The 25,540-nt window shown below is 59.2% G+C and carries 24 protein-coding genes and 1 pseudogene; 9 read left to right on the top strand and 16 right to left on the bottom strand.

The window, feature by feature from the left end:
- Nucleotides 1-69: 69 nt before the first annotated feature.
- A complete protein-coding gene (locus WCA10_RS10985; protein ID WP_472822562.1) occupies nucleotides 70-747 on the top strand; it encodes a response regulator transcription factor in 678 nt (225 codons plus the stop codon).
- Nucleotides 728-2,164 (top strand): sensor histidine kinase, encoded by a 1,437-nt coding sequence (locus tag WCA10_RS10980; protein WP_472822561.1) that lies wholly within the window; start codon nucleotides 728-730, stop codon nucleotides 2,162-2,164. The genes WCA10_RS10985 and WCA10_RS10980 overlap by 20 nt, the downstream gene beginning before the upstream one ends.
- A gap of 274 nt (nucleotides 2,165-2,438) precedes the next feature.
- Here WCA10_RS10980 and WCA10_RS10975 read toward each other — a convergent pair whose 3' ends face one another.
- From WCA10_RS10975 to WCA10_RS10960, 4 genes and pseudogenes are all read right to left on the bottom strand, one after another.
- Entirely contained in the window at nucleotides 2,439-3,308 is an 870-nt protein-coding gene (locus tag WCA10_RS10975) for a hypothetical protein (protein WP_472822560.1), read from the bottom strand.
- 371 nt (nucleotides 3,309-3,679) lie between these two features.
- The gene (locus WCA10_RS10970) at nucleotides 3,680-4,354 is read right to left on the bottom strand and encodes a hypothetical protein (protein WP_472822682.1); all 675 of its coding nucleotides are present in this window, start codon (nucleotides 4,352-4,354) and stop codon (nucleotides 3,680-3,682) included.
- Nucleotides 4,355-4,432: 78 nt separating this feature from the next.
- Nucleotides 4,433-4,681, bottom strand: a pseudogene (locus WCA10_RS10965) (PilZ domain-containing protein); the annotation flags it as partial.
- A complete protein-coding gene (locus WCA10_RS10960; RefSeq protein ID WP_472822559.1) occupies nucleotides 4,639-4,842 on the bottom strand; it encodes a hypothetical protein in 204 nt (67 codons plus the stop codon). The gene WCA10_RS10960 and the pseudogene WCA10_RS10965, both read right to left, overlap by 43 nt.
- Nucleotides 4,843-5,049: 207 nt before the next feature.
- Between WCA10_RS10960 and pgl the strand changes: the two genes are divergently transcribed.
- The 5 genes from pgl (at nucleotide 5,050) to WCA10_RS10935 (ending at nucleotide 8,398) form a co-directional block, all read left to right on the top strand.
- Complete coding sequence (gene pgl / locus WCA10_RS10955) at nucleotides 5,050-5,847, top strand: 6-phosphogluconolactonase (RefSeq protein WP_472822558.1); 798 nt, start codon at nucleotides 5,050-5,052, stop codon at nucleotides 5,845-5,847.
- Entirely contained in the window at nucleotides 5,844-6,872 is a 1,029-nt protein-coding gene (gene glk, locus WCA10_RS10950; protein WP_472822557.1) for a glucokinase, read from the top strand. The genes pgl and glk overlap by 4 nt, the downstream gene beginning before the upstream one ends.
- A gap of 307 nt (nucleotides 6,873-7,179) precedes the next feature.
- Nucleotides 7,180-7,452 carry a hypothetical protein gene (locus WCA10_RS10945; RefSeq protein WP_472822556.1) on the top strand — a complete coding sequence of 91 codons (273 nt, stop codon included), beginning with the start codon at nucleotides 7,180-7,182 and terminating at the stop codon, nucleotides 7,450-7,452.
- 81 nt (nucleotides 7,453-7,533) lie between these two features.
- The gene (locus tag WCA10_RS10940; RefSeq protein WP_472822555.1) at nucleotides 7,534-7,980 is read left to right on the top strand and encodes a hypothetical protein; all 447 of its coding nucleotides are present in this window, start codon (nucleotides 7,534-7,536) and stop codon (nucleotides 7,978-7,980) included.
- Nucleotides 7,981-8,203: 223 nt separating this feature from the next.
- Nucleotides 8,204-8,398 (top strand): hypothetical protein, encoded by a 195-nt coding sequence (locus WCA10_RS10935; RefSeq protein WP_472822554.1) that lies wholly within the window; start codon nucleotides 8,204-8,206, stop codon nucleotides 8,396-8,398.
- Between the two features lie 61 nt (nucleotides 8,399-8,459).
- Here the strand turns inward: WCA10_RS10935 and WCA10_RS10930 are convergent, their stop codons facing one another.
- The 5 genes from WCA10_RS10930 to WCA10_RS10910 form a co-directional block, all read right to left on the bottom strand.
- Nucleotides 8,460-9,644 (bottom strand): tetratricopeptide repeat protein, encoded by a 1,185-nt coding sequence (locus tag WCA10_RS10930; RefSeq protein ID WP_472822553.1) that lies wholly within the window; start codon nucleotides 9,642-9,644, stop codon nucleotides 8,460-8,462.
- A gap of 354 nt (nucleotides 9,645-9,998) precedes the next feature.
- On the bottom strand, nucleotides 9,999-11,000 hold the full coding sequence (locus WCA10_RS10925) for an ROK family protein (protein ID WP_472822552.1): 1,002 nt from the start codon (nucleotides 10,998-11,000) through the stop codon (nucleotides 9,999-10,001).
- A gap of 202 nt (nucleotides 11,001-11,202) precedes the next feature.
- Entirely contained in the window at nucleotides 11,203-12,333 is a 1,131-nt protein-coding gene (locus WCA10_RS10920) for a 6-phosphofructokinase (protein WP_472822551.1), read from the bottom strand.
- A gap of 201 nt (nucleotides 12,334-12,534) precedes the next feature.
- Nucleotides 12,535-12,894 carry an STAS domain-containing protein gene (locus WCA10_RS10915; RefSeq protein ID WP_472822550.1) on the bottom strand — a complete coding sequence of 120 codons (360 nt, stop codon included), beginning with the start codon at nucleotides 12,892-12,894 and terminating at the stop codon, nucleotides 12,535-12,537.
- A gap of 303 nt (nucleotides 12,895-13,197) precedes the next feature.
- Nucleotides 13,198-14,025, bottom strand: a complete 828-nt coding sequence (locus WCA10_RS10910; protein ID WP_472822549.1) for an RDD family protein — start codon at nucleotides 14,023-14,025, stop codon at nucleotides 13,198-13,200.
- On the opposite strand from WCA10_RS10910, the gene WCA10_RS10905 reads away from it, so the two are divergent.
- Entirely contained in the window at nucleotides 14,024-14,998 is a 975-nt protein-coding gene (locus WCA10_RS10905; protein ID WP_472822548.1) for a stage II sporulation protein M, read from the top strand. The two genes, WCA10_RS10910 and WCA10_RS10905, sit on opposite strands and share 2 nt — an antisense overlap.
- Before the next feature lie 61 nt (nucleotides 14,999-15,059).
- Here WCA10_RS10905 and WCA10_RS10900 read toward each other — a convergent pair whose 3' ends face one another.
- The 3 genes from WCA10_RS10900 to WCA10_RS10890 form a co-directional block, all read right to left on the bottom strand.
- Nucleotides 15,060-15,797: a lysostaphin resistance A-like protein gene (locus tag WCA10_RS10900; RefSeq protein ID WP_472822547.1), complete on the bottom strand. Its 738-nt coding sequence runs from the start codon at nucleotides 15,795-15,797 to the stop codon at nucleotides 15,060-15,062.
- A 225-nt stretch (nucleotides 15,798-16,022) separates the two neighbouring features.
- Entirely contained in the window at nucleotides 16,023-17,219 is a 1,197-nt protein-coding gene (locus WCA10_RS10895) for an acyltransferase family protein (RefSeq protein ID WP_472822546.1), read from the bottom strand.
- A gap of 185 nt (nucleotides 17,220-17,404) precedes the next feature.
- Nucleotides 17,405-19,681: a protease pro-enzyme activation domain-containing protein gene (locus WCA10_RS10890; protein ID WP_472822545.1), complete on the bottom strand. Its 2,277-nt coding sequence runs from the start codon at nucleotides 19,679-19,681 to the stop codon at nucleotides 17,405-17,407.
- A gap of 379 nt (nucleotides 19,682-20,060) precedes the next feature.
- Here WCA10_RS10890 and WCA10_RS10885 point away from each other — a divergent pair, with 379 nt between their 5' ends.
- Nucleotides 20,061-22,247 (top strand): OPT family oligopeptide transporter, encoded by a 2,187-nt coding sequence (locus WCA10_RS10885; protein WP_472822544.1) that lies wholly within the window; start codon nucleotides 20,061-20,063, stop codon nucleotides 22,245-22,247.
- Between the two features lie 169 nt (nucleotides 22,248-22,416).
- Here the strand turns inward: WCA10_RS10885 and WCA10_RS10880 are convergent, their stop codons facing one another.
- The 4 genes from WCA10_RS10880 to WCA10_RS10865 form a co-directional block, all read right to left on the bottom strand.
- Nucleotides 22,417-22,548 carry a hypothetical protein gene (locus WCA10_RS10880; protein ID WP_472822543.1) on the bottom strand — a complete coding sequence of 44 codons (132 nt, stop codon included), beginning with the start codon at nucleotides 22,546-22,548 and terminating at the stop codon, nucleotides 22,417-22,419.
- Between the two features lie 382 nt (nucleotides 22,549-22,930).
- Nucleotides 22,931-24,517, bottom strand: a complete 1,587-nt coding sequence (locus WCA10_RS10875; RefSeq protein WP_472822542.1) for a hypothetical protein — start codon at nucleotides 24,515-24,517, stop codon at nucleotides 22,931-22,933.
- Nucleotides 24,518-24,523: 6 nt separating this feature from the next.
- Nucleotides 24,524-25,054: a YfiT family bacillithiol transferase gene (locus tag WCA10_RS10870; protein WP_472822541.1), complete on the bottom strand. Its 531-nt coding sequence runs from the start codon at nucleotides 25,052-25,054 to the stop codon at nucleotides 24,524-24,526.
- A 58-nt stretch (nucleotides 25,055-25,112) separates the two neighbouring features.
- Nucleotides 25,113-25,307 (bottom strand): hypothetical protein, encoded by a 195-nt coding sequence (locus WCA10_RS10865; RefSeq protein WP_472822540.1) that lies wholly within the window; start codon nucleotides 25,305-25,307, stop codon nucleotides 25,113-25,115.
- Nucleotides 25,308-25,540 lie beyond the last annotated feature (233 nt).

The following is a 25,540-nucleotide window of genomic DNA, read 5'->3' as shown; positions in this document are numbered from 1 at the left end:
GAGTTCGCTCAAACATTCGAAGCGGTGAAACACACTACGCGTCTAAGTGAATGAACTAAGATTGCCTTCATGCGGCTTCTGTTAGTTGAAGACGAGTACGATATTCAGGCTTTCCTGCGGCGTTCACTGCGGGAGGCCGGCTACCAGGTGGATGCGGCCTCGGATGGCAAGACCGCGGAGCACCTGGCCACCGAGAACGCCTACGACATCCTGGTGGTGGACCTGGGGCTGCCGGATTGCGATGGGATCAGCCTGATTTTGCGATTGCGGCAGATCGGAGTGAAGGCGCCAGTGCTGATTTTGTCGGCTCGGCGTTCGGTGGACGATCGCGTGCGCGGACTGGAGCAGGGCGGCGACGACTACCTGACGAAGCCGTTTGCACTGGCGGAGTTGCTGGCTCGGCTACGGAATTTGCTGAAGCGCAACAGCCCGGCGGGAAGCGAATCGACGAAGTTGCGGGTGCTGGATCTGGAGCTGGATCTGCTGCGGCGGGAGGCGACGCGCTCGGGCGAGGTGCTGCAACTGACGCCGCAGGAGTTTGTGCTGCTGGAGTATCTGTGCAGGAACGCCGGGCGGGTGGTGACGCGTTCGATGATTCTGGACAAAGTGTGGGGGATGCGCATCCAACCGGATACGAACGTGGTAGATGTGCATATCTATCGCCTGCGCGGAAAGGTGGACGGCAAAGGGCAGCAGCCGATGATTCGCACGCTGCGGGGAGTGGGGTATGTCCTCAAAGACCGTTAAGCCCGTGATGCACAGCGCGGCGTGGCGCATTTCGCTATGGGCCACGCTGGCGTATGCCGTCGGCACAATGCTGGTGTTTGTGTTTCTGCATCAATTTGTGGCGGCGGATATACAGCGCCGCAGCGATGCATGGCTTTCCGGTGAAGTGGAAGTGCTGGGCGACGTGGCGGAGCACACGCCGAAGGATGCGCTCTATGGCCGCGTGATGGGCGAGGTTGCGGAGCTTGCCAGCAAAGAAGTGCCGAACCGGGTGCGGGGAGAGAGTGCAGAGAACGACTCGGTGTTCTTTGTGCAGCTCGGCACCAATGGAGCGATGCAGCTGTGGGCAGGACCGGGAAGCAGCGATGCATTTGTCGCCGCTATTCAGAAGGCGACCATTCAGCCCGACCGGCCGACGGATGTGGACGTTGCGGGAGCCGCCATTCCCTTTCGCGTGGCGACGCTGCGCATCGATGACGGGAGCCGCGTGTACCTTGGGCTTTCGGAGCGCGATGAGCTGCGGGTGCTCAACAGGCTGCGTCTGAAGTTTATCTCGTGGTGGCTGCTGCTGGTGGCGCTGGGATTTGCGATTGTGTTCTACACGACACGGAGGATGCTGAGCCATGTGCGGGAGATTACGGAGGCGGCATCGCGCATCGGGCACTCGGAGCTGAATGCGCGCGTGCCGACCAGCGAGCGGAATGACGAGGTGGGACAGCTGGCGCGCACGCTGAACCGGATGCTGGATCGAATCGAGAACTCGATGCACCAGCTGCATACGATTACGGATTCGCTGGCGCATGATTTGCGGAGCCCCTTGACGGCGATTCGCGGGAAGCTGGAGATGTCGCTCTCGGCGGCGACAGACGCGGAGCAGGCGGAGCCGATTGTGTCGTCGATTGATGAGCTTGATCGGTTGACGGAGTTTCTGAACGCGTCGCTGGATGTGGCCGAAGCACGTGCGGATGCGCTGCGGCTGTCGCGTACGGAGATCGATCTGGATGAGCTGTTACGCATCATGATCGATCTCTACGAACCGTCGATGGCGGAAAAGGGAATGCAGATCAGGCTGCGCAGCGCGGGGCCGGTGACGATCGACGCGGATGCGGCGCTGGTACACCGGATGATTGCGAATCTTTTCGACAACGAATTGAAGCATCTGCCGGCGTCGTGCACGGTGACGGTGCGGCTGGAATCGGGGGATGGCGTCGCGATGCTCTCGGTGGAAGATGACGGACCCGGATTTTCGCACGAAGTGAGCGAGCACATGTTTGAGCGGCGTGTGAAAGGCCGCGAGTCGAACGGGCACGGACTGGGACTGGCGTTTGTGGATGCAGTGGTGCGGGCGCATGGCGGGACGATTACGGCGACGAATCGCGAGGGTGGCGGGGCGCGGATCGCGCTGGCGATGCCGCTGGTGGCGGTGCATGCGGTGTAGGAGCCGGATTCTGAACTGGCGAGCTGAATCAGAATTGAGCGTGAAGGCGCATGTGCTGTCGCGGTGATCAATCAGTAGCGTGCGAGTAGGCGGTTATCCAGGATCAAGGCGAGATTCAACGCCCACTACAATTCTGCTCATGCCAAAAGCTTTGGGATACTGGACGATCGGAGCAACGGCGATGCTAACGATAGCTGGCGCGATGTTGATGGCTCGCGGTCACCAAACGGTTGTTCTCGACGGCATACTTCAGCACGGTTCCACCCAGGTTTTGCTATGGGATAGTCCTGATGAACACCTCGACGGCCCAGCGACCATCCTTCTCGCCTGGGTTTAGCGGGGCAAATCTCCCAAACACATTCCCTACTGTATCCTCGATTCCTCGCGCCTTCTTGCTTACAGGGTCGACAGCATACACTGGGGAGCCATCACTGTTGGTTGCCAGTGCTGTCCCCTCTGGTATATTGTCCTGGGTTGGTACAAACGTTCGCAAAGAGATCGAATGTATATCCTTCGACTCGAGTGAGTACAACTCGTTTGGTCTTGAAGTGCAGGGAATGTCCTTGCGCTCCTTGAGGCAACGACTGGCATCCCATAGCATCAGCTTCCGCTTGACATCTCCGGGACTGTCGTACTGGGTGTCGCTGTGCTTCTGAGTGATACCCTTCCAGATGAAGCTGTCCTGGTCCAAGACCATATGCTGTCCGTGTCGTATCAGCATCTCATCAAAGCCCAAGGCGTAGAATCCGCTCCTCGGATCGGGGTCGTCGGCACTGCGTGCAGGCACGTTGACGCCCTTCCCAGTAGCCCCCGCCTGTAGCGACGCCATGGTCTCGTCATAACTACTGTGGGCAGACCTATTCGTGAACATCTGCCTGCTACTCTTGACCGCGCCGTTCACAGTAAAGACCAGGAACATGTTCCCTGATCCCTCCTGTGGCCAGCTGGCCTTCTCACAGGTGCCATCTTCCGCACCCATCAGATCGAAGCAGGCATAAGCCCTCGTCGGATTGGTGAATCTGAACCCGCTGCCCGCAGTGTCTATAACTATCGGGCCTACGGATACCGGTTGAGTGTTGGAGCCAGGTTGGGCCTGAAGCAACGAAGCAATTCCTACGCACAGGATCACTACGATGTATCTCATGGATCTCCTTGTTGTAGCTTCAGTTGGGGGAATAGTCCAGCCCGGGACAGCACGGAGGCCTGTTTTGCGATGAAGATCGAGCGCCGGAGACTGCGATGAGGAAAGATAGAAGAATGGCGGCTCTCATGCTGGTAAGGATATTCCAATTCCGCCGACTGATGGGCGATAGATGTGACACTTCCGTGGTCACAGCGAGTTTCAAGCCGTTCTGGGCCGTGGTCCACTCCGTCGAAACTCATCGACTCCAGATGAGTTTCATTCAAATAGGTGGGTCGCAGACCCATGCAGAACTCGGACGTTACTGAGCAGTATCGGAAGGGTAGATGGTCAACCAGCCTCTGAGATTCCGCTGATTGAAAATTGTTTCCCCGTCATTGATTCGCGGCGGCGGTTTGTTGCAGGGAATCTATGGCATAAAACTCACGCAGAGATCCTCTTTGCCCATTGCAGCGCGCAAACAGTTGAAGGCCGAGACTGGTGGGAGTAATGAAGATTTCGCCAGGAGGCGACGAAGTTGGGGAATTGGGGTCTTCCTTTTCAATCAATCCAAGGGCAGACAGACGATCGAGATCGCGTTCAACCTGCGGTCGCTGCGGTCCCGTAATTGCCTTGATTTCGTCAATGTTGCAGGCCAGCGGTTTCGCACAAATCAAGCCTGACTCTGTCGCGACCTTAGCTGCTCTGGCGCATACGACGACCAGGGTGCGAACCGGAAAAGTGGTGAGTTGGGAGAACAACTCCACCAGGACGCCACTCAAGTCATCATTTCCATATGCCGTGCAAGATGTGGCCAGGAGGCCGCCCCAGAAATGCCTTAGCCAACCTTCGTCAGTACATGATCCGTCTTCCAGAATACGTGCAACAAGGCGTGGCTCAGCGCGCAGCCCTTCCGATGCAGGCTCGACGACCAGTAGTTTTTGGGCTTTGAGCGCAATTTCTATGGCGTTCGCCACTCTTTGGGTGCTCAGTCTGACCCTGAGCAATTGTTCAATTTCTTCAGATCCGCCTGGACAAATTCGACTCAAGAATGCAATGGCTTCGCTCAATCGGACGACGCTCAGCATTTCTTCGGGCTTCGTCTCTTCGATCAGGCTCTCTCTCAGGCGATCCCATTGGCGTGATTCCCGGTCGTCTTCCAAAACAAATGCCAGACCCGCTCCGTCCTCTCCGTACCTGACGACCTTGGCCTGCACCGCTATCCGATGCTCAGGACTCCGTTGCAGTGGGCCTTCCTTTTGCAGCGTCAGCGAAACCACTGCGCCGGGCTGCCAGAACTCTGTTGTGAGAAGGTAGACTCCGGTTGAGCTGATGTCTCTTACACGGTCATGTTTCAGGACTGCGCCGTCCCAACGGTATGCAGCGAAGTGATCCACAGATCGCCGCTCAGCTCGTTTGGAATGTGACGCCCAAAACTTCTGAAGCCAGCCCCTGCCTTCTGCCATAAGGCCTCCGCTTCGATGGGGATGTCGTATTTCAGGCCGATTTGGTCAAATTCTATCGGCGGCGTATTGGCGCCGGCAGGCTTTATCAGCATCTGTCCCCAAAAGGATCAATAGATGCGGGCTTGGAGGATGCGAGCGCAAGTTGCCGGGCGAGCCGGAGATTTGCGATCGGACGACGGGAGTGACATATCAAAAGTGGTTCAGATTTCCTTAAGCGGCTACGTTGGTCGTTTTGACAATTGGCATTGATGAAGGCTCGGCGACCTCGCGTGTAATGTAGAAATCGGAGGTCGGGTCGGATGGCGGGAAAACTGAAGATTGAATATATTGTGGAGCCGGATGGGGCGGCACTGGCGCGGCGGACGGCGCAGCACTTTGTCGAGGTGGTGGAGCAGGCGGCGGCGAAGCGCGGTGTTGCGCGGATTGCGATCAGTGGAGGATCGACACCCAAGGCTGCGTTCCAATTGCTGGCCGATCCAGCGCAGCCGTGGCTGAAGAGGATGCCGTGGGACAAGCTGGAGCTCTATTGGGTGGATGAGCGGACGGTGCCGCCGGACCACCCGGAGAGCAACTACCGGATGACGCGCGAGGCGATGCTGGACCATGTTCCGCTGAAGCCGGAGCAGGTGCACCGGATGGAGGGGGAACTGGAGCCGGAGGTGGCGGCGGCGCGGTATGAGTCGCTGCTGAGGAATACGTTCCGGCTGGAGGGCGCGGAGACTCCGCGGTTTGACCTGGTTGCGCTGGGAATGGGCGATGACGGGCACACGGCATCGATCTTTCCACACACCGAGGCGATCCACACGCTGGGGCGGCTGGTGACGGCGAACCAGGTTCCGCAGAAGGACACCTGGCGGATCACGCTGACGTGGCCGGTGATCAACCAGGGGAGCTCGGTTTTCTTCCTGATTGGCGGTGAAAACAAGGCGGAACTGGTGAAGGAAGTCTTCACGGGGCCGCGCGATCCGGAGCGGCTTCCGAGCCAGTTGATATGGCCTGCAGGCGGTATACTCACTCTGATCCTGGATAAGGATGCTGCTGCGCTGCTGCCCGCGACGGATGGGCAAGGCCGTGGAATGCTGGAGAGGGAACGATGATTTTGGCAGGGGATGTGGGCGGCACAAAGGTCCACCTGGCTTTGTTTGACTTTACCGAGGGAAAACTGAATCACACGAAGGATCAGCAGTATCCGGCGAAGGAGTATTCGGGACTCGAAGAGATCGTCAAGGAGTTTCTGGGCACCGATCATGTGAGTGCGGCCTGCTTTGGAGTGCCTGGACCGGTGCGAGATGGTCGGCTGCGGCTGACGAACCTGCCCTGGACGCTGGATAGCCGGGAACTGGCGAGAAATCTGCAGATCGATCATGTGTTCCTGATCAACGACCTGGAAGCGAATGGGTATGGCGTGGCGGAACTGGGACCGGACCAGATTTACACGCTGAGTGAAGGCGATGCGAGCCAGATTGGGAACCGCGGACTGATCGCGGCAGGTACAGGACTGGGCGAAGGAATCCTGGCGTGGAACGGGCGGATTCATGTGCCGTATCCATCTGAAGGAGGGCATACGGATTTTGGTCCGCGCAACGAGACGGAGATCGAACTGCTGCGGTTTCTGCAGCGGAAGTACAACGGGCGCATCAGCTATGAGCGCGTTGTGAGCGGGATGGGGCTGACGAACATCTACGAGTTTCTGCGCGATGACCAGGGGATGGAAGAGCCGAAGTGGCTGGCGGATAAGATTGCCGAGGCGCACGACGGGAACAGCGTGATCACGGAGATGGCGCTGTCGGCGAAGAGCGAAATCTGCGCGAAGGCGCTGGACATGATGGTCTCGATCTACGGGGCAGAGGCCGGAAACCTGGCGCTGAAGGTGCTGTCGGTGGGCGGATTGTATGTGGGCGGCGGGATCGCGCCGAAGATTCTGGAAAAGCTGAAGGATGGCACGTTTCTCAAGGCGTTTCAGGACAAGGGGCGGTTGAGCCAGCTGCTGATTCATATGCCGGTGCGGGTGATTCTGGACAGCCGTGCGGCACTGCTGGGCGCGGCGGCGTATGCAGAGGCGCGGGCTGCGGAGTTGAGCGGGGTTTCGCCGCGCGCGGCTTCAGTGGCGCATCACGCGTAGTTCTTTTCTTAGACGAGGAGGGCCGGCCGATGGCCGGCTCTTTGATTTTGGGCGGGACTCGTTGAAGGATTTTTGTTATGCGTGCTTCGTGCTATCTCACCCATGCCGCGATGAAGCTGCGTCATAGATGGGGTACCCAGATTCCTGGTGATCCAGGCGAATGACGGATGAGGGTTCGTGGTGTCCCCGGTCTCAGAAACGAGACCGGGGACACCCGGCGCCGGCTCTTTGCTTTTGCGTTGCGAGATGCAAATGGGAGAATCGCAGTAATATCGGGGGAAGCGCAAGAACCGGAGGAACGGCTGCGATGGTGAAGTGGTTGCGGCGCATTGTCGTGGCTCTGGCGGCGGTGTTTGTCGTGCTCTATTGCGGAGACTGGGCAGTGTACAAGATGCGTGGATCGCCGCAGGGTTCGGTCACGGTGCGGCGCTATCTCACGGTTCCGCTGAAGGGCAACAAGTCGGAATTCGATTATCTGGGGAGCAGCGCGGTTCCCTGCTCGGTGTCGATCTTTGCGCAGGATGGCAAAAATCCCTGCTGGCAGTTGCGGCGCAACAAGGAGCAGAACACGAAGATTTAGCGCGAACACTCAGCAACCAGTTTTCAGCGCGGCGTATACTAAGCGGGCCCCGGAGATCCGAAAGAAAGAATCGGGTTCCCAATGAGCTTCGCATTAGCAAGGGTCCGCTGGCGCCGCGTCATCGGCGCTGCGTTTGCAGTCATAGCACTGAGCTTCCTGATTCTAATTGTCATCGTAACCGTCTACGCCTTTGTCTTGGCGTTTCAGGCCCGCGGCGCTCCCAACCAGACCGCCATTAATCATTTTGCCGCAAGCATCAGTCCCAAATTGATGCCATGGATTGAGACGGTACTGACGTTCCTGTTTGCCCTCAAGGCTGCTCGAAAAGCTGAAGGGGCACGTATTGTCAGTGGTGTCATCGTAGGTATTCTGGCCGGTCTGTTGAGTTCGGCGGTGACTTTGGCCTTTGGGGGGCGGATGGGATTGAATAACTCGCTCTTCGTTCTGGTTGTCGTGGCACTGGGATGGCTCGGCGGTTTCATCGGGCAGAAAAAGGTAGCCTCCGCGCACGGCGAAGACTCTCGTTGAGAGACGTACAAAAACTCATCGACATTTCTTCGCGCGATTCGTGCTCCTATCAATCCGACTTTTTAGCGCGTTTGCCCCATCCAACATACGACTCGTCGCGTCGTTTCTCCCCGGTCGCAAGTGAGCTCAGTTCTCACACGAGTACGTGATGCGAGTCACGTTTTCCGGTTCTTCAGGTGCGTAGTATCGAGAAACCTTGCTGCTTGAACAGGTGGGTGTTGATATGTACAGTCGAACACAAAACGAGAACGGAACCTACAATACGCGGTGCCTGGATTGCATGATGACGGTGGCGTCCTCGATCGAGACGGAAGACGATGTGGAGCGGCTCGAGTCGCGCCACATGTGTCCGGAGCGGGCGCTTGCGCAGCTTCTCACCAAAGAGACCGCGATCGCGGCACAAGCACAGCGCAACTAGAACTGGTTGCAGGAGCGACGACGAAGAATGTCGCGCAATGCTCAGGGGCTCAAGCACGACACTATTTGTCGGTGGGAGCGGCGGGCTGCGGAGCGTCTGCGTGTTTGGGTTGCCCGCCTGAAATCTTCTTATAGAGTTCCTGATCGGCCGAACGAGTGATGGTGCTGGCCTTGTCGAGCTCCGCTTTGGCTTCTTCTTTTCGGCCCATTGCGCGGTAGAGACGGCCGAGACGCCAATGCACGTTAACGTCATTGGGATTGAGCTTTTCGGCGGCGATGAATTCGCGGAGCGCGTCGTCGTTACGGTCGTCATTGGCGGCCAGGATGCCGAGGTCGAGGTGAGCAAGGCCGATCGAGGGGTCAAGCTTGATCGACTTCTGCAGAAGTGGCGTGGCATCGGCGTACTGATTCATCTGGATGTCGGCGTCGGCAATGTAGAGCATGGACTGCGCGTGGTTGGGGTCGTTGGCCAGTTCGGCCTGAAATTCCTTGATGGCCTCGGGATATTGTTTTTGCGACCAGAGCAGATAGCCGAGGCCGAAGTGGACGTTGGGCTCGCCGGGCTTGGCTTTGACGGCTTTGCGGAACATGTCGATGGCGCCCGAAGTATCGCTCATCTCATCCAGGGCTTCGCCAGCGAGCATGTCGGCTTCGGCGGAGTCGGGGTCGAGGTTGAGAATTTCCTTATAGACATCGAGGACGCGATTGAACTGTTTGGACCAGAGATAGCTGTGCGCGAGGGCGAGGCGGGTGGACAGGTTTTGCGGATCCGCGTCGGCGGCGGTCTTGAGGTAGGGCGCGGCCTGTGCGAATTGGCCGAGACCGTAGTGAGACATGCCCAGGAGAATCGTGAAGCGGAGCGCCTCGGGCGAATGGGGCTTTGCGCTTTTGAGGAGGATGTTGAATTCGGGAATCGCGGCTTTGAGGTCGTCAGCTTTGAAGAGAGCAAGGCCGAGGTTGAGTCGCAGGCCAGGCATGGATGGCTGGATCGCGAGAGCCTTGCGGTAGAACGGCACGGCTTCGTTGTAGCGGTCCTGACGGGCTTCGAGGAGGCCGAGGTGCGCGTAGGGTTCGGCGTCGAAGGGGTGGGCTTTCAGAAAGGCGTGCCAGGCTGCTTCGGACTCGGCGAATTTGCCTTGCTGCTCGAGAGTGAGGGCGGATTGGCGGAGGTCCGGAGATTGTGCAAGTGCGAAGGCCGCGATGAGAAAGAGAGCCAGGGACCGTTTCGATTGCGCGACGAGTTTCACCGGTTCCCTTTCCGGCCTGATTTGGCGGCCAAGTTCATTGTCGCTCGCGGAGGCGAATGGGACAAATCTGCCTGGGATTGGGTGGGGCGCTACGAGACGAGTTGGATTGAAAGATGGACAGAGGAAGACTTCAAGAAAGCCACAACATGAGCGAGGTCCGATATGAGGAGTGCGATGACTTGCGTGATATTGCGCCACTGAATCCCACACTCGGATCGTAGAGAAGTGTCCCTCCGGGAACAGCAACTACTCCCGCATTCCGGCTGGATAACCGCATCCGTAAATACTAGTTGAGCAACACCTGCTGCCGGCTGCTTTTGGGCGCGGGAACAGAACAACCGCACAAGTCTGCAACTACTTCAGTAATTGCAGAGCCCCGATCGCGGCACCGAGCGCACCGGCGCAATCGCCGTTGGGAATCACATGAATCGGGATATCAGCCTGCTCGGCGCGCTGAAGCGGCATGCCCGCACGAATCTGCTGAATAAACCACTGCCGGAATTCCTCTGTCGCCTCAAGCACGCCGCCGCCGATGATCAGCGCATCCGGATCGAACGTATTGATCATTTCGTCGAAGAAAAGGCCGAGCGCATGTGCCTGAACTTTGAAGATGGTTCGGCAGAGCGGATCGCCCTTCGCCGCCAGCCCGCGCGCAGCATACGCAGTCTTGGCAATCTCCATTTTCGCCAGCTCGTGTTCTGGATGTTGCTTCAGCAGGAACGGCAGCACATTCATCCGGATCGACGTCAGCGAGCACAACGACTCGAGATCGCCAATTCGCCCGCAGTTGCAGATCGGTTTCAATCCTGCAATCTCAGGAATCTCAGAGTAGGGAACCAGCACATGGCCCAATTCGCCGCCGAAGCCATTCTTACCCTCGATCACCCGATCGTTTACGATCACGCCTCCACCGTTTCCGGTTCCGACAATAATGGAGATTGTCGTCTTTCCGCTATTCGTGCCGTATAGCGCAAAATGGCCCCACAGAGCCGCCGCGTTGGCATCGTTCAAGTACACAACCGGCTTGCCGAGCTTGCTCTCGAGGGCACCGCGAATGTCGAAGCTGGTCCAATCCTCGTGCACAAAGTTTGTGGATCCCCTGGCGCTGAGCACGCCCTTGGCGCTGGCTGGACCCGGCGTATCAAGTCCCACCGCGGCGACGTCCTCCATGGACACACCCGCGCGGGCCAGTGCCGGCGCCGCGCCTTCCGCGATCTGGTTGATGCAGATCTTGGGCCCCTCCACAGAGCGGGCTGGATATTCACACAATCCTTCAACCAAAATGTTCTGCTTTTCGTCAACCACCGTGTAGTTAACGGCGGTTCCGCCGAGATCGATACCAATTACATAGCGCATGCTTGTCTTCTTTCCGTTTTGTTGGACACCTACAAATGTACAGCGCGCAACCTCAAATCAGGACCGGAGCGGAGGTTCGGTATACCGGTTGTCGAGCCGCGCACAGTCAAATCGCGAGAAGAGCACCCTGCAATCCCGTGCTCGGGTTGGATATTTATCCGGGACTCGCTTGAAAGACCGTCGCATGCGCACGTTGTTCTTCTCAATCACCGAGGCACGTACCCAACCTGCGCGCTGTCTCTAACCAAGAATGGCCGCGCGGGACTGACTTTCGCTTACCTGCCACTTTATCCAGCGGCACCGGCTCCGTGTCGTCGCCCCGGGCCGCCACCATGACGCCAAACTTCCCCTCGTTGATCAGATCGGCGCAGGCGGTGCCAAGGCGAGTGGCGAGGATCCGATCTGCCGCACACGGCGTGCCGCCGCGTTGGACATAGCCAAGGATGGTCACACGAGATTCGAGGTGCGTGAGCTCCTCGAGCTTTCCCGCGAGGCGCATGGTGTTGCCTTGATGCCGAATATCAAGCTCGCCGACTTCGCGCTTGGCCTCGATCTTATCGTTCAAGGTTTTGGCGCGTTCCAGTTTCTTCTCAGCGCCCTCATAGATGCGCGCGTCGTCGCGGCTCATCGCGCCCTCGGCCACGGCCACAATGCTGAAGTTGCTCCCTCGTTTGCTGCGTTGGCGAATGGCGTCGGCGATCCTCTTGACGTCGTAAGGGATTTCGGGAATGAGGATCACATCCGCGCCGCCCGCCAGTCCAGCGCCGAGCGTAAGCCAGCCCGCGCGATGACCCATGACCTCGGCCACGATGATGCGGTGGTGGCTGTGAGCGGTGCTGTGCAGGCGATCAATTGCATCAGTGGCGATGTCCAAAGCAGTGGCGTAGCCAAAAGTTGCGTCGGTCATGGCCACGTCGTTGTCGATGGTCTTAGGCAGCGTAATCACATTGATGCCCGCACGTTGCAGGCGCAGGGCGTTTTTCGCTGTGCCGCCGCCACCAAGGCATACGAGGCAGTCGATTCCCCACTTCTTGAGATTGTCCCGGATGACGCCGGTCATATCCTTCGTTTTGCCTCCCATCACCATGCGATGTGGCTTGTCACGGCTGGTGCCGAGAATCGTGCCGCCGATGGTGAGAATGCCGGAAAGTGCAGCGCGATCCAGATTGATCCGCCGGTTCTCGACGAGACCGCGAAAACCGTCTCGAAAACCTACGATCTCCCAGCCGTAGTAGCCGAGCGCGGCTTTGCCGACTCCGCGGATGGCGGCGTTTAGACCAGGGCTGTCGCCCCCGGCTGTGAGAATGCCAATGCGCTTAATTTTGGTAGCCATTAGAAACAAATATCGGTCACGGTGAAGCATTTGTCGAGCCAGGCTGCCGCTTCGCGGCATCGTGAGTCAGCAAGTTAGCGCTTTCATCGAGTTCTCACGCAGATACTGAAGCCCGTCCCAATGCAAGGCGCATATTCAGCAGCCTGAAAAGGCCGCTGGCGAGGCGCACAGGAAGACGGGGGCGCGGGTGGTGAGGCGCACTTAGAATGCGGCGATGGCTTCGGCCTGGGTGTGGAAGAGTTCGGCGTACTTGGTGATGCCGGCTACGGTGAAGACCTTGGTGAAGTGAGGCGAGAGGCCGAAGGCGCAGACTTTCTGCGCGTGATGATAGGCCTCCATGAGGAGCTGAATGACGAGAGTGATGCCGCTGGAATTGATGTAACTCACCTTGGAGAAATCGAGAAGGATCAGCTTGGAGGATTCTTTGGGAAGGCTTTGATAGCAGCCCTCGAAATCGGCTTTGGATGTGGCGGCGATGTCGCCGTCGAAGCGCAGGACGAATACAGGGTGTCCAGCGGGGGACGAGAGCTGATCAATGTGCCACTTGGTCCTGGTCTGCATGATGGATCGTCTCCGTACTCTTCTAGCTTGCCACCAAAAGTCCGGGAGAGCCAATTGGATTGTGGTGGTTTGGGCTGAAAGGGTGGGGATAGCGCAGGAAGAGCAACTGCAGGTTCCTCCGCTCCCGTTGGTCGGTCGGAATGACAGTGTTTTGGGGGTTAGATGGGCTGGTGGCGATTGCGCAGGAAAAGCAACTGCAGGTTCCTCCACTCCCGTTGGTCGGTCGGAATGACAGAGCCCGGGTGGGGTGGATGGTCGGAATGACAGGGCAAGAATGATGAGGACTTTACGACTTTGGAAGTGTCAGGAGTGCATGCGGGCGACGTCGCGGAGCTGTCTTGCGGTGATTTCAAGGAATGTTTCGACGCTGACGCCGGGAGGTGGTTCGAGGCCGGACTTGGACTGGATGGCGGCGGAGATGCGCTGGGCCAGGGCGGCGCGTGTGGCGAGGGGCATGTCGAGACGGCGGGCGAAAAAACTTTCGAGGACCAGAAGATCGGATGCCGCGAGTTTGGCGATGCCGTGATCGGGGAGCGAGAAGCCGGCGTGCGGTTCGGGGGTGGGCGCGGCTGGGGCGAAGATGTTGGCGGTAAAGGTGCGGGTGGACTCCGTGCTGGTGGGAGCATCTTCAATGCGGTCACGAACGACGAGGGTGCCGGCGGCGAGATCGCCGAGACGCTGGTGGTCGCGGGTAACGAAGATGGCGACGGCGCCCACCGCATAGAAGAAGGGGATCTGGTCAATGTAGCGGATGAAGTTGCGGGCCATGGATTCAAAGAGGCCGATGGCGCGGCCTGACCGCTGGATAACGCGGATGTGAGCGATGCGCTTGCCGGGGGTGCGGCCGTTCCAGAATGCCTCAAACAAGGTGAAATAGCCCCAGTTGAACAGGAAGAGCAGAAAGAGGTAGAGGGCGGTTGCCCATTGCGCGGAGAGGTGGTTGAAGGCGTTGAGGCCGGGCAGGAAGAAAGCGAAGATCCAGATGACAAAGACGATGCCAATGCCCCAGATGATGTAGTCGACCAGGAGGGCGATGAAACGGCTGCCGATGCCGGCGAGAGGCATCTGGATGGCGACGAGTTCGGGTGTTTCAATGCTAAGCTGATCTGAACTCTGGTCAAACTGAGTCATGGCGCCCATTCTATCGAATCAATGGATCGCGAAGCGCCGGCCCCACTGGGACCGGCTGTCGGTGCTGTTGTCGCGTTCGGACAGGGACGGGCTGGGCAGCCTTTCGCGCGCCGAACTGCAGGAGATGGCGCTGCTGTACCGGCAGGTGGCGGCGGATCTCTCGGTTCTGCGGCGCGATGAGACGGCGCGGACCTATAGCGACAATGTGAATCAGTTGCTGGCGCGGGCACACCACATTGTTTATTCGCGGCAGAAGACGACGTGGCTGACACTGTTTCGCTTTCTCAAGGACGAGTATCCGGTGATTTTCCGGCGGCAACTGCCGTACGTGACGGCGTCGCTGGTGGTGACGATTGCCTGGGCGGTGCTGGGTGCAGCGCTGACGAGTGCGCGGCCGGAGTTTATGCGTCACTTTGTGGGGCCGGCCATGATTGCGACCATGGAGCAGCACAAGATGTGGACGGATTCCATTGTGAGTGTCGCGCCGAAAGAGACCAGCCACATCATGACGAACAATCTGTCGGTGAGCTTTCTTGCATTTGCCGCCGGAATCACGTTCGGGGTTGGCACGTTTTTTCTGTTGTTCAACAACGGGATGATGCTGGGGGTGATCGCAGCGGCGTGCCACCAGTACAGTATGTCGATCCCTTTGTGGAGCTTTATCGCACCGCACGGGTCGCTGGAACTGCCGGCGATCATAATCGCGGGGGGCGCGGGATTTCGAGTGGGACACGCGATGCTGTTTCCCGGGGGATATCGCTGGAAGGAGTCGGTGGCGAAGGGCGGCATTGAAGCGACGCAGTTGGTGGCGGGTGTGATTCCAATGCTGGTGGTGGCCGGGTGCCTGGAGGGATTCTTTTCACCATCGCATGCGCCGGTGTGGCTGAAGTTCACGGTGGGGGCGCTGTTGTTTTCGCTGCTGATGACGTGGCTGTTTAAACGACCGGGGACAAAGGAAGAAGTGAAGGAGTGAAAAAGTGAAGGAGTGAAGAAGTGAGGGAGTGAAGGAGTGAAGGAGTGAAGGAGTGAAGGAGTTAACGGGGGAGTGAGGGGCTGGCGTGGTGGCTCTGGCTGAGATCGAGCGGGGTTGGATTGTAGTCAATATAGCCAAGGCCGACATGCATGTTGTGGAGGATGGATGCGGGAATGGTGATGGCGACCGCGATGCCGAAGATGGCATGGGCGATGGCGAGCGGATAGACGTTGCGCGAGCGGATGAAGACGAGACAGGCGGTCAGTCCCCAGATGAGCGTGAGCGGGGTGAGGATCGGATTCGGCAGATGCGCGAGTGCGAAGACGCCGGCGGAGATGATTGCCGCGAGGTTGGCCTTTGGGACGATACGTAGAAGACGCGCGAGGAAATATCCCTGCAGCAGTAATTGCTGCATGAGTGACCAGATGGTGTAGCCGGCAAAGGCCCGGACCCATTGCACGGGCCCACCAGGGTGATGGAGCGTATGCAGGCTGCTGGCGAAGAAGGTAGCGATGGCCGCGAGGATGAGGGCGACTCCGATGACCCAGGACGAGCGCCAGAATCCGGCGACGCAGCAACCCATCGCCTTCCATCCCTCGAAGGAGAGGACGATCGAGACGATGAACCATCCGAGCGCGATGAAGTAGAGCCAGTGCTGGAGGGGGTGCGGAGTCCAGATGACAGCGAGGATGAGGCTGTACCCGACGGCGAGTTCGGCGAGTTCCGACGCGATGCGCCGCTTCGGTGATGGGGCCGCGGCGCAGGCGCAGCTTGTTGGGGAATTCGCAGGTACACTCATGCGCGACCTCCACGCCGAAGGGTGGTGCGGGGACTTCGGCAAACCGGCTGTGACGACCGAGCAGCCGCCGGAGAAAACTGCTTGCCCAGGTTCTGGAGCGGTCCACCTTCAGAACCGCTGCGCGTCTGTTAGAGCAGATAGACGGCTAGCATACCTCCGAGGTTATCCGATGAAACATCGGATAACACTTTTGTGGAGGACACAGTAGTCACCAGAAGGTCACCGCTACACCTTGAGGAAAATTTTCCTCCGGTAGAGGATCCAAACCGGGATGAAGCAGAAAGTTGTGAAGGAGGCGGAGTAGGCGAAGGCGGCCCAATGGGGATCGGGAATGTGGGCGAAGGTGTGGGTGAAGAGCCAGACCATCAATTCGGTATGTTTTCCGGATCCTGCTGAAACGTGGATGTTGTAGAGAATGCCGGGCATGAGTTCGCTGAACATGTAGGCGGCGATGGCGTTGGATCCGAAGACGAGCCAGGGCCAGGTCCATCCTTTGCGCCAGTTCATTTGTTCGATGGTGAACCAGGCGAAACAGAGGAGGGCGAGCGAATAGCCGCCGGCGACGAGGACGAAGGAACTGGTCCACATATTTTTGTTGAGCGGGAATTCGAGGGACCAGAGATAGCCGACGGCGAGACTGCAGATGGATGCGATGGCGAGGCCGGTGGTCTTGGCGGCAACGGATCGCTTGGAGCGCAGGAAGATTCCGGTGATAACACCCATGAGCGCGGTGCCGATGGCGGGAAGATCGCTAAGCAGGCCTTCGGGGTCGCGCACGTTGTGATCGGGCGCATAGAGATAAAGGTGATGCGGGAAAAGAGCGCGATCGAGCCAGGAAACGAGGTTGTTTGTCATGTCCATGAAGGGGACGTCGCGACCGGGCACGCCGACGCCGGGGATGGGCACCCAGCGTACGAGGACCCAGTAGCCGACGAGGCAGAAGCCGAGAGCGATCCACTTGGTGGAGGCGCGCTGATCCCAGAGGTAGAAGAGGCCGACGACGAGATAGCAGACGCCTATCCGCTGGAGCACGCCATAGAAACGCATGTGGTCGAGATGGAAGAACGGAAAGCTGTTGACGATGATGCCGAAGAGGATGAGGACGATGGCGCGAATTATCGTATGCTTCGCGAGTTTGGCACGCGTGTCGCCTTTGGCAATGCGTGCATGGAAGGCGAAGACGACCGAGACGCCAACGATGAAAACGAATGTGGGGAAGACCAGGTCGGTGGGGGTGAGGCCGTTCCAGTTGGCGTGATTCATGAAGCGCCAGGAACCGGGGCCGCCATTGTTGTTGACCATGATCATGAAGGCGATGGTGATGCCGCGGACCACATCAAGCGAGAGGAGGCGTTTGACGGGGTTGGGTGCGAGGGCGGGATTGGTGACGGTGGTCGGCTTTTCAGTGAGACCTGGTTGCATCGGTACCCCTGGGAAAACTGATGCATCTTAAGCTACGCGCTGGGGGTCGGGTGTGCCAATAGGCGAGATGAATCAAGGCTGTTGAAGGAAGAGGGCGGACCTCAGTTCGACAACGAAGCAAGCCCGGACTTTGCAGTCCGGGCTTGAGTTGGATCGAGTGTTGCATTTCACAATGCCGAGTCGTGTCACTGCACGGTCAAAGCGACTGTCGCGGTGTGCGTAATTGTTCCGCTCTTTCCGGTGATCGTAATTGTTCTTGAGCCGGTTGCTGCTCGGCGGTTGACAGTGATGGTCATGGTCGAGGTTCCGGCGCCAGTAATCGATGTCGGGCTAAAACCAAGCGTGACACGGGAGCCGGTGACGGTACCGCTGAGAGCGATACTGGAGCCGAAGCCTCCGCTCACAGTCGTAGTGATCGTCACACTTCCCGCGCTGTTACGCTTGACGGCCAACGAAGTGGGCGAGACGTTGAGGGTGAAGTCGGGGGTTATGCCGGGGATGGTAAGCGTGACCGTGGTGGTTTCAACCGTGGTGCCGGAGGTACCGGTGACGGTGATGGGATAAGTTCCGCCTGCGGTGCCTGCCGCAACACCGATGGTCATGCTGGTGCTGTTGCCGGCGGAGGTGGGATTGGTCGTGAAACCGATGGTGACGCCTGAGGGTTGGCCGGCAGCCGACAAGGTGATGGAGCCGGAGAAGCCACCGGTTACAGCGCTATCGATGGTCGTGGATCCGTTGTTGCCGGCAGAGACGGAGACTGAGCTGGGCGAGGCCGAGATGGTGAAGCCAGCGGGTGGAGGCCCGGAAAGTGCGGTAACCAATGCCGCGGTCGGACTGCCCCATCCCGTCACGAGATCGAAACCGGTGACCGCCGAGTAGCTGCCGGAGGTGCCGCTCTTGATGTCGTGAAAATCGGCGGCGTAGGTGCTGGCGTTGACGTTCTGCTGGTAGATGGTGGGATTGATAAAGCCAATGGACTTCTGACCACCATTGGCGAGTTGCTGGTTGACGAGAGCGATGTAGCCGGCCCACATGGGCGCGGCGAAGCTGGTGCCGCCGTAGTAGTTGGCCTGGCAAGCCTTTTGATCGCCGCAGGTGTAGAAGGTGAAGTTGGCGTTAGCGGAAACATCGGGACCGTTGCGCAGCGTGGTCGATCCCTTGTTGCTGGAATTGATAACGCCGGAGAGTTTCTGCCAGGACGGAATGGCGATGCTATCGGGGCTGATGCCGCCGCCGCTGTCGACCCATGCAGTTTCAGAGGCCCACGGACCGGCTGCACCAGAGGTTACAAGATCTGTGCCGCCGACGGAGACGACATAGGCGTCGTCTGCCGGCCAGGCTTCGACGCGGCGCGACCAGGTGGAGCTATCACCGGAAGCTGCGAAGAAGTTCTGTCCCTGGGCGGCCATCTTCTGAAAGTAAGGATCGAGTGTGCTGGGATCGGCGGGCGTCCATCCCCACGAGCAGCCGATGGTGGTCGGCAGGGGATTGTGGGTGGTCATGGCGCTGATGATCGATGTGTCGGTGGACCCGATGTACATAACGAGACTGGCGAGGCCCGGCGCCATGCCGATGGCCTGGGTCATGTCAAGATTCTGCTCGCCGTCGTCGCAATTGGGATAGGAACAGCTGGTGCTTGTGCCGTCGGTGGAGAGCAGGGTGATGGGAACGTTGTTGGTCTGGCCTACATTCTTGAAATAGGTGGTCAGGTCGGTAAGGTTGGTGCCGTAGTACTCGAGTAGTCCAAGATTCTGGCCGGCGCCGGTGAGAGATCCCGATCCGTAGTAGGCGGCGCGCATATCGCTGCCGAGGAACGAAGCCGATGGGCCGGAGCCGGTGGTGGCGTGGGCGACGACCTGATCGGGCTGGATTCCGTGGGCCGCGGCGTATTCGTCTTTGTTGATGAGCAGCGGCTTGGGAATGGAGTAATTGTCGAGGCCGGAAATGTGCCAGAGGTTGAAGGGCAGATCGAGAGTGGGCTCGCGATCGGGCGAATGAAATGTGCGGCTTTCGGTGGGGTGCTTGTAGGTGCGCATGTTCACGTGAAATGCAGCTTCAATATTGGAGACGCTGCCTTTGACCTGGACGAGCATGCCATCGCGGGAGCCGCCTACGACTTCGAAGCCATAGGTTTTGGCGAAGCGGACGACGGTATCGTAGTCGTCGGCGGTGGGTCCGAAGCGGGCAGTGAATTCAGTAGGGGTAAGGAACTGACGATAGTTCGGACTGGCCGGGTTGTAGACATCGGCGAGGAGAGCCTTGAGGCCCGCAGGGTCGCGCAATGGGAGAACGAGGTCAAGCTGCAGGACCTGGTTGCCGGGGAGGCGACCGTAGGCCGGCGCCGTTCCGTTTTTCACCACATCGCGCACGTGATGCGTCTTGACCGATTGGGCCATGCAGGTTGCTGCGGCGAGAAACAACACTGCGAAGGCAAGCAGAAATTTCCCTTGTCTTGGAATCACGGATTCTCCTTGGGACGGGGGAATTGGGAATTCAATTGGGAACAGAGCTTCCCCGGCGTTGATGCATTTTCAGGCAAGTGTGGGGAGAGTGTCTAGGAAAATGTGGTTGTGCCGGCGGACGGACCGTTACAAGCGTGGGCACTGGGGTGCACTTCGGTCACCTGCCGTATTCTGTTGCCGGTGTTGAAAGCAACTGCGGGTTCCTCCACTCCCGTTGCTCGGTCGGAACGACAGAACCTGGGGGCTATGTATGAAGGGTGTGGGAAGGAGTGCGGCTGGGTTAGGATTACGGGCAAAGCAAAGAAACCGGTTGAGATGACGTAAACTCGTCCCTTCAGGGAAATCGGAGTTTTTGTAAAACTTTGTTTGGAGGCAGTCTGTGGCCGAGTTTCAACCTTTTGTATCGCCCGATCAGAACCCGCCCGAGTTTACAGTTCGCGCGCTTGTGCTGGGTTCCATCTTCGGCATCATCTTTGGTGCGGTGACGGTGTATGTGGGCCTGCGGGCCGGGCTGACCGTGGCTGCATCGATTCCAATTTCGGTGCTGTCGATTAGCATTCTGCGCGCGTTTGGACGAGCCTCGATCCTCGAAAACAACATTGTGCAGACGACGGGAAATGCGGGGCAGTCGATCGCTTCGGGCGTGATCTTTACACTGCCGGCGCTGGTGTTTCTGGGATTCGACCTGGAGTACTCGCGAATTTTCATGCTGGCGCTCATCGGCGGATGGCTGGGTGTGCTGTTCATGATTCCGCTGCGGCGGCAACTGATTGTGAAGGAGCATGGAGTGCTTCCCTACCCTGAGGGAACGGCCTGCGCGGATGTGCTGATCGCAGGCGAGTCGGGCGGATCGCTGGCCAGCCGGGTTTTTCTGGGACTGGGGCTGGGCGGACTATACACGTTTTTTCAGAATGACAATCTGTTTCGCGGGTGGCCGGGTTCGCCGGAGTTCCGGCCGGACTTTGGGCCGCAGCACGTGCTGAAGGGCGCTTCGATCAATGCCGATGCGACGTCGGAGTATCTCGGCGTGGGCTACATTATCGGATCGAAGGTAGCCGGGGTGATCTTTGCGGGTGGCGTTTTCTCGTGGCTGGTGGTGATGCCGCTGATCTATTTCTTCGGGAAGGAACTTCCGCACCCGGTGTATCCGGGGCAGATTCCGATTGCGCAGATGGGGCCGAGCGATCTTTGGCAGGCTTACATCAAGCCGATGGGAGCTGGGGCGGTGGCGGCGGCGGGACTGATTACGCTGATGAAGACTCTGCCTACGATCTGGAGCGCGCTGTCGGTGGGGCTGAAGAATATGAAGCCCGGCGCTGAGAGAGTGGAAGCAAAGCCGATTCGCACGGAGAACGATCTTTCCATGAACGTGGTGATTATTGGATCGCTGCTGATTGTGGCGTGCATGTTCCTGTTTCTCGAATTCAAGCCGGTGCCGGGAGCGTTTGTGGGATGGGCGGCGAATTTGTCGGCATCGCTGCTGGTGGTGGTGTTTGGATTTTTGTTTGTGACGGTGAGTTCGAGGATTGTGGGACTGGTGGGGTCGTCGGCGAGCCCGGTGTCGGGCATGACGATTGCGACGCTGATGGCGACGACGGCGGTGTTCCTGGTGCAGGGATGGACGGCGCCGGCATTTGGAGCGCTCGCAATCACGATTGGCGGCGTGGTGTGCATTGCTGCTTCGAACTCCGGAGATACTTCGCAGGATTTGAAGACCGGGTACATTATCGGGGCGACGCCGCGAGCGCAGCAGATTGCGCTGATGATCGGTGTGGTGGTTTCGACGCTGGTGATTGGGGTGACGCTAAACCTGATGAACACGGGGCTGCAGGAGTTCCACGCAGCAGACCAGCCGTGGAGCATCAACGCATCGCATCCGGGAGTTTCGATCCAGTCGGACATCAAACATCTGCCGCCAGAGATTCGCGTGGTGGCGGACGACAAGACGACGACTACGCACAAGGCGTCGGAATTCGTGGTGCTGAACGCGATCGGGTCGACGGAGCTGCAGGACGGAAAGTATTTGTATTCTCCGGCGACGGGAAAGATCGAAGTGCACTGGATCCAGGGGATCGGGAGCGCGGCTGCTCCTGCTCCGCAGGCGCGGCTGATGGCGACGGTGATCAATGGCATTCTGAGCCGCAAGTTGCCGTGGGGGCTGGTGCTGCTGGGTGTGGCGCTGGTAATTGCGGTGGAGTTGCTGGGGATTCGCTCGCTGACGTTTGCGGTGGGCGCGTATCTGCCGATCGGGACGACGCTGCCGATTTTTGTGGGCGGTGTGGTGCGGTGGATGGTGGACCGGGCAGCAGCGCGGGCCGGGAATGCCGAGGGGGACAGCGAGATTTCATCGGGCTCGCTGTTTGCTTCAGGGTTGATTGCGGCGGGCGGAATTGCGGGGCTGATTGGGGTGGGACTTAAGGCCGTTGAAGCGACTTACATGGAGAATCGCGACATCCTGAATTTCCCGCAAGGGACGTTTCTGGATCATATGTGGGTATCGGTGCTGGCGTTCGCGATGCTGGCGTATTCGCTTTATTACTTTGCGCGAAAGCCGTTGAAGAAGTAGTGGGCTCGATTACGGCGAGAGCGGCGAAAAACAGAAGCAGATTCTTCGCTCACCACCCCCAGACTGAAGTGCGTCTGGGGCCCCGTTCGTTCAGAATGACACTGCGGATTTTTTGGAGTCCCGTTCACACAGAATCGCATCGTCGATTGAGTGAAGACAGCGTGGATTTCTAGCGGGCCAGGTGCCAGAAGTGCCAGATACCATAGGCCAGTGCTAACATGCCGGCTTCCAGGAGGAACGCGGAGCGGAGACCGCGAGCGCAGCCGAGGCCGTCGGGATTCGACTCTGACCATTCGTTCACGGTGTTCTTCGTAAAGGCCGGGGACTCGCAGATCGATACGACGTTGTCGGAAGCGAAAAGCGGGGCGGAAACGGCGGGCTCCCTTACTGTGGAAGACGGAAATTCACAAACAGTCTGACTCGGCACGACGAAGATCTCCCACCTGGGGGGGTACTTGCTGGAGGAAGCAGACACCCCTTCAGGACTCGAGCAACTTGCTCTTGCGGAATGGAGTGATTCTCCCGCTGTCTCTTCAGGAAATATGTGATTTATATCACCTTTCCCTTGCCTGGAGAATGGCCCGCTTTTGAGTGTTCACGATTAGGATTCTTCTTTCCCGGGCCATAGGAAGGAGTGAAGGAGCCCATAGGCCCTGAAACGGGAATGCAGGTGTTGCTCTGGCTCAGGCAGGGTGCTTGCGGAAGACGATGTGGAGTTCGCGACGCCAGTCTTCGCTGAGGGCGATGAGTTCCCAATCAACCTGGGGAGAGAGATAGCGCAGGAGGGGGAGATTCGCGGGGTGGATGCGCAATGCGGGAGCGGCCAGGAGGAGACGCGGAGGCACGGGCGAAACTTCTGCTTCTGTGAAGTAGCCTTCGCGCTGGAACGCCGAGATAGGCCGGTCGCTGCCGGCGGTGGGCTGCGTATCGGCATTGAGAGCCCGGACGCGAATCCAGTAATCGAGGGCCTGGAGAGGGAGATGCATGTCTTCGTCAGCTTTGAGTTCAATGACGACCAGGCGGCCGGCGCGATCGAGGGTGAGCAGATCGAGCATGCCGCGATCGCCGGATGAAAAGGCGGGGACCTGGGAATAGATGTGATCGCTTCGGAGCGAGGGCAGCAGGTCGCCGAGTCCAGCGCGGAATTCGGATTCGAGCCAGCGCTCGGGCTGGATGCGAAAGAGTGGATCTTTGTGAACGCCGTCGCGATGGCGGCTTGCGAATAGGCGGGCGCAAAGTTCGCGGCAAAGGTCCGCTGTTTCGTCGGTCAAGGGCGTCTCGTTTGCGCCGGCACCGAAGGTGATCTGCTGCTGATGGGCGAAGGAGTGCGCATCGGCGCCGTGACGTACGCGGGCGAATTCAAGGCCATGCAGGGTCAAGCCGACTTCGGCTGCGGAACGCGGACGGATTTCGATGCGCGATTTAGCGTTGGCGGGAAGCAGGTTCAGAATTGTGTCGATGCCGGATTGGCAACGCGCGAGGGCTGCCGCCGGGGAAAAGGCGTGAACAAGACGCACAACCTGGTTGCCTCTGTCACGGAAGTCGACGAGCGCGAGTTCTTCGTTGCGCTCATCGAGGGTGAAGAGCTGAAAGTCAGCGGCGGCGTGGTTGAGCCATGCCATGCGCTCGGCTGTGGTCTGCTCGGATCCACGCGGCACGATGACCTTGAGCGAACCGAAGTGGCGGCGTGCATCGCTTTTCTGGCGGCAGTGGTCGAGCCAGAGAATGCCGAGGGTGAGGATGGCGTCGATGGTGGCGGAGGATTCTGTTTCGCTGACGCCGATGATCGCTTCGGCGGCGGTGCCGCGAAGAAGGCGGCCACGAATGTAGGCCGGGCCAAAGCTGTGCTCGAGATCCATCGCAGAACGGAGGCCGTCGACCTTGGAGCCGATAAAGGCGCGGGTGAGGACGCGTTCAAGGAGTCTCTGAAAGTTGCGGCGCGCGGAGTCGCGGGCGGTGGGGGTGCGGCGATCGCTGTTGGGAACAAGTTCGAGGGCCTGGGGCTTGGCAGAACCCATGCGACGCGTCATGACACGGAGGCACTGGGAGCGCGGCTGGATTTCGACGACGGTACGGATGAGATTGCGCTCCTCACTCCAAAGCTGGAGGAGGCAGCGGCCGTGGGACTCGGTAACGGAGTAGCGTGCGAGTCGCATGTCGAAGAGGACGCGGCCATCTTCGAGGAGAGCGGCGGCGGGATGAAGGGCGAGGTATTCTTCGAGGATTTCGGCGAGTTTTGCAGCGGAAACGGCGTCGACAGCAGCGGACACCGAAGGCTACCAGTTCTTTCGTGCGCGCAGATTCGTGATGTGCGCCGTGTGGTGGCGCGAGTGCCAGGCGTAGATGGCAAGCACGGTGGCGAGATTCTGGCGGCCGTTCTCGGGATGAAAGTGGCCGCGTTCGAAGTCCGCGTCGGAGAGCGATTCGAGGAGCGCCACCCAGCGCTCGTGCATTGCGGCGACCATCGCGAGGGAGCCGTCGATGGGCAGGCGGCTGTCTGCGAGGCGAGCCCAGGCGGCTTCGTCGTAGGGTTTGATGATGGGCCAGTCTTCGGTGAGAGCGAGCTTGGTACGCATGTACGCGTTGGCGTGGCTGTCGGCGATGTGATGCACGAGCTGGCGCACGGTCCAGCCGCCTTTGCGGTAGGGGGTGTCGAGTTGGAGGTGGGTGAGGGCGTTGACGGCGGTCTGCAGCGATGACGGAAGCAGGCGGAGGGTGGAGATGTGTTCTGCGCGAGCTGCGGGGTCGGAGGAGGCGGACGGCGTGAATCGGCCGATCGGGTAGCGGAGGTCTTCCAACTCTGTCATAGCGTAAACCTGGAGAGCTCACGGGCGCGGCAACAGCGAGACACGGCGCGAGGCGAATCTATTTGGGCGGCGTGGGGTGCTTCTGCGCTTTGTGTTTCGGCGCGTGCTTCATATTCTCGTTTTTCGGGTGATAGGCCGTGGGATGCACCCCGGCGCGGGGGTCCTTATGGGGCTTCTTGTGAAAAGGCCAAATGGCGAAGGCCGGAGCGGCACACAACACCAGCAAAAGCGCGGTAACCGCAAATTTCCTCATGGCAGGAATGTAGCACGAGAACGGAGCGGGCGATAGTACCTGAAGTCACCGGAGACGACGGAAAGTACCGGCGGCAATAGGTTAAGCAAATGTTTACTCCGGGGTTACTAATGGGATGGTCCGCCGCCTAAACCTCAGCGGAGGTATAAGGGTTGAACAGGAGGCGTCCCCATGGAGATCCACACAATCGGCATCGATTTAGCGAAGACAGTTTTTCACCTCATTGGGCTAAA

It is taken from the genome of Occallatibacter sp. (genome assembly GCF_049582745.1).
Taxonomy (GTDB): Bacteria; Acidobacteriota; Terriglobia; order Terriglobales; family Acidobacteriaceae; genus Telmatobacter.
Note: the sequence above shows the minus strand (reverse complement) of the source record. Positions and strands in the feature narration are given on the sequence as shown.

What these genes read in the sequence shown, in the direction of transcription:
- WCA10_RS10910 (WP_472822549.1), bottom strand. Translation starts at nt 14,025, where the DNA reads ATGACTCAGTTTGACCAGAGTTCAGATCAGCTTAGCATTGAAACACCC.
- WCA10_RS10920 (WP_472822551.1), bottom strand. Translation starts at nt 12,333, where the DNA reads ATGGCTACCAAAATTAAGCGCATTGGCATTCTCACAGCCGGGGGCGAC.
- WCA10_RS10925 (WP_472822552.1), bottom strand. Translation starts at nt 11,000, where the DNA reads ATGCGCTATGTAATTGGTATCGATCTCGGCGGAACCGCCGTTAACTAC.
- WCA10_RS10935 (WP_472822554.1), top strand. Translation starts at nt 8,204, where the DNA reads ATGTACAGTCGAACACAAAACGAGAACGGAACCTACAATACGCGGTGC.
- WCA10_RS10905 (WP_472822548.1), top strand. Translation starts at nt 14,024, where the DNA reads ATGGCGCCCATTCTATCGAATCAATGGATCGCGAAGCGCCGGCCCCAC.
- WCA10_RS10900 (WP_472822547.1), bottom strand. Translation starts at nt 15,797, where the DNA reads ATGAGTGTACCTGCGAATTCCCCAACAAGCTGCGCCTGCGCCGCGGCC.
- WCA10_RS10915 (WP_472822550.1), bottom strand. Translation starts at nt 12,894, where the DNA reads ATGCAGACCAGGACCAAGTGGCACATTGATCAGCTCTCGTCCCCCGCT.
- WCA10_RS10940 (WP_472822555.1), top strand. Translation starts at nt 7,534, where the DNA reads ATGAGCTTCGCATTAGCAAGGGTCCGCTGGCGCCGCGTCATCGGCGCT.
- WCA10_RS10975 (WP_472822560.1), bottom strand. Translation starts at nt 3,308, where the DNA reads ATGAGATACATCGTAGTGATCCTGTGCGTAGGAATTGCTTCGTTGCTT.
- glk (WP_472822557.1), top strand. Translation starts at nt 5,844, where the DNA reads ATGATTTTGGCAGGGGATGTGGGCGGCACAAAGGTCCACCTGGCTTTG.
- WCA10_RS10945 (WP_472822556.1), top strand. Translation starts at nt 7,180, where the DNA reads ATGGTGAAGTGGTTGCGGCGCATTGTCGTGGCTCTGGCGGCGGTGTTT.
- WCA10_RS10960 (WP_472822559.1), bottom strand. Translation starts at nt 4,842, where the DNA reads ATGCTGATAAAGCCTGCCGGCGCCAATACGCCGCCGATAGAATTTGAC.
- WCA10_RS10980 (WP_472822561.1), top strand. Translation starts at nt 728, where the DNA reads ATGTCCTCAAAGACCGTTAAGCCCGTGATGCACAGCGCGGCGTGGCGC.
- pgl (WP_472822558.1), top strand. Translation starts at nt 5,050, where the DNA reads ATGGCGGGAAAACTGAAGATTGAATATATTGTGGAGCCGGATGGGGCG.
- WCA10_RS10985 (WP_472822562.1), top strand. Translation starts at nt 70, where the DNA reads ATGCGGCTTCTGTTAGTTGAAGACGAGTACGATATTCAGGCTTTCCTG.
- WCA10_RS10870 (WP_472822541.1), bottom strand. Translation starts at nt 25,054, where the DNA reads ATGACAGAGTTGGAAGACCTCCGCTACCCGATCGGCCGATTCACGCCG.
- WCA10_RS10865 (WP_472822540.1), bottom strand. Translation starts at nt 25,307, where the DNA reads ATGAGGAAATTTGCGGTTACCGCGCTTTTGCTGGTGTTGTGTGCCGCT.
- WCA10_RS10895 (WP_472822546.1), bottom strand. Translation starts at nt 17,219, where the DNA reads ATGCAACCAGGTCTCACTGAAAAGCCGACCACCGTCACCAATCCCGCC.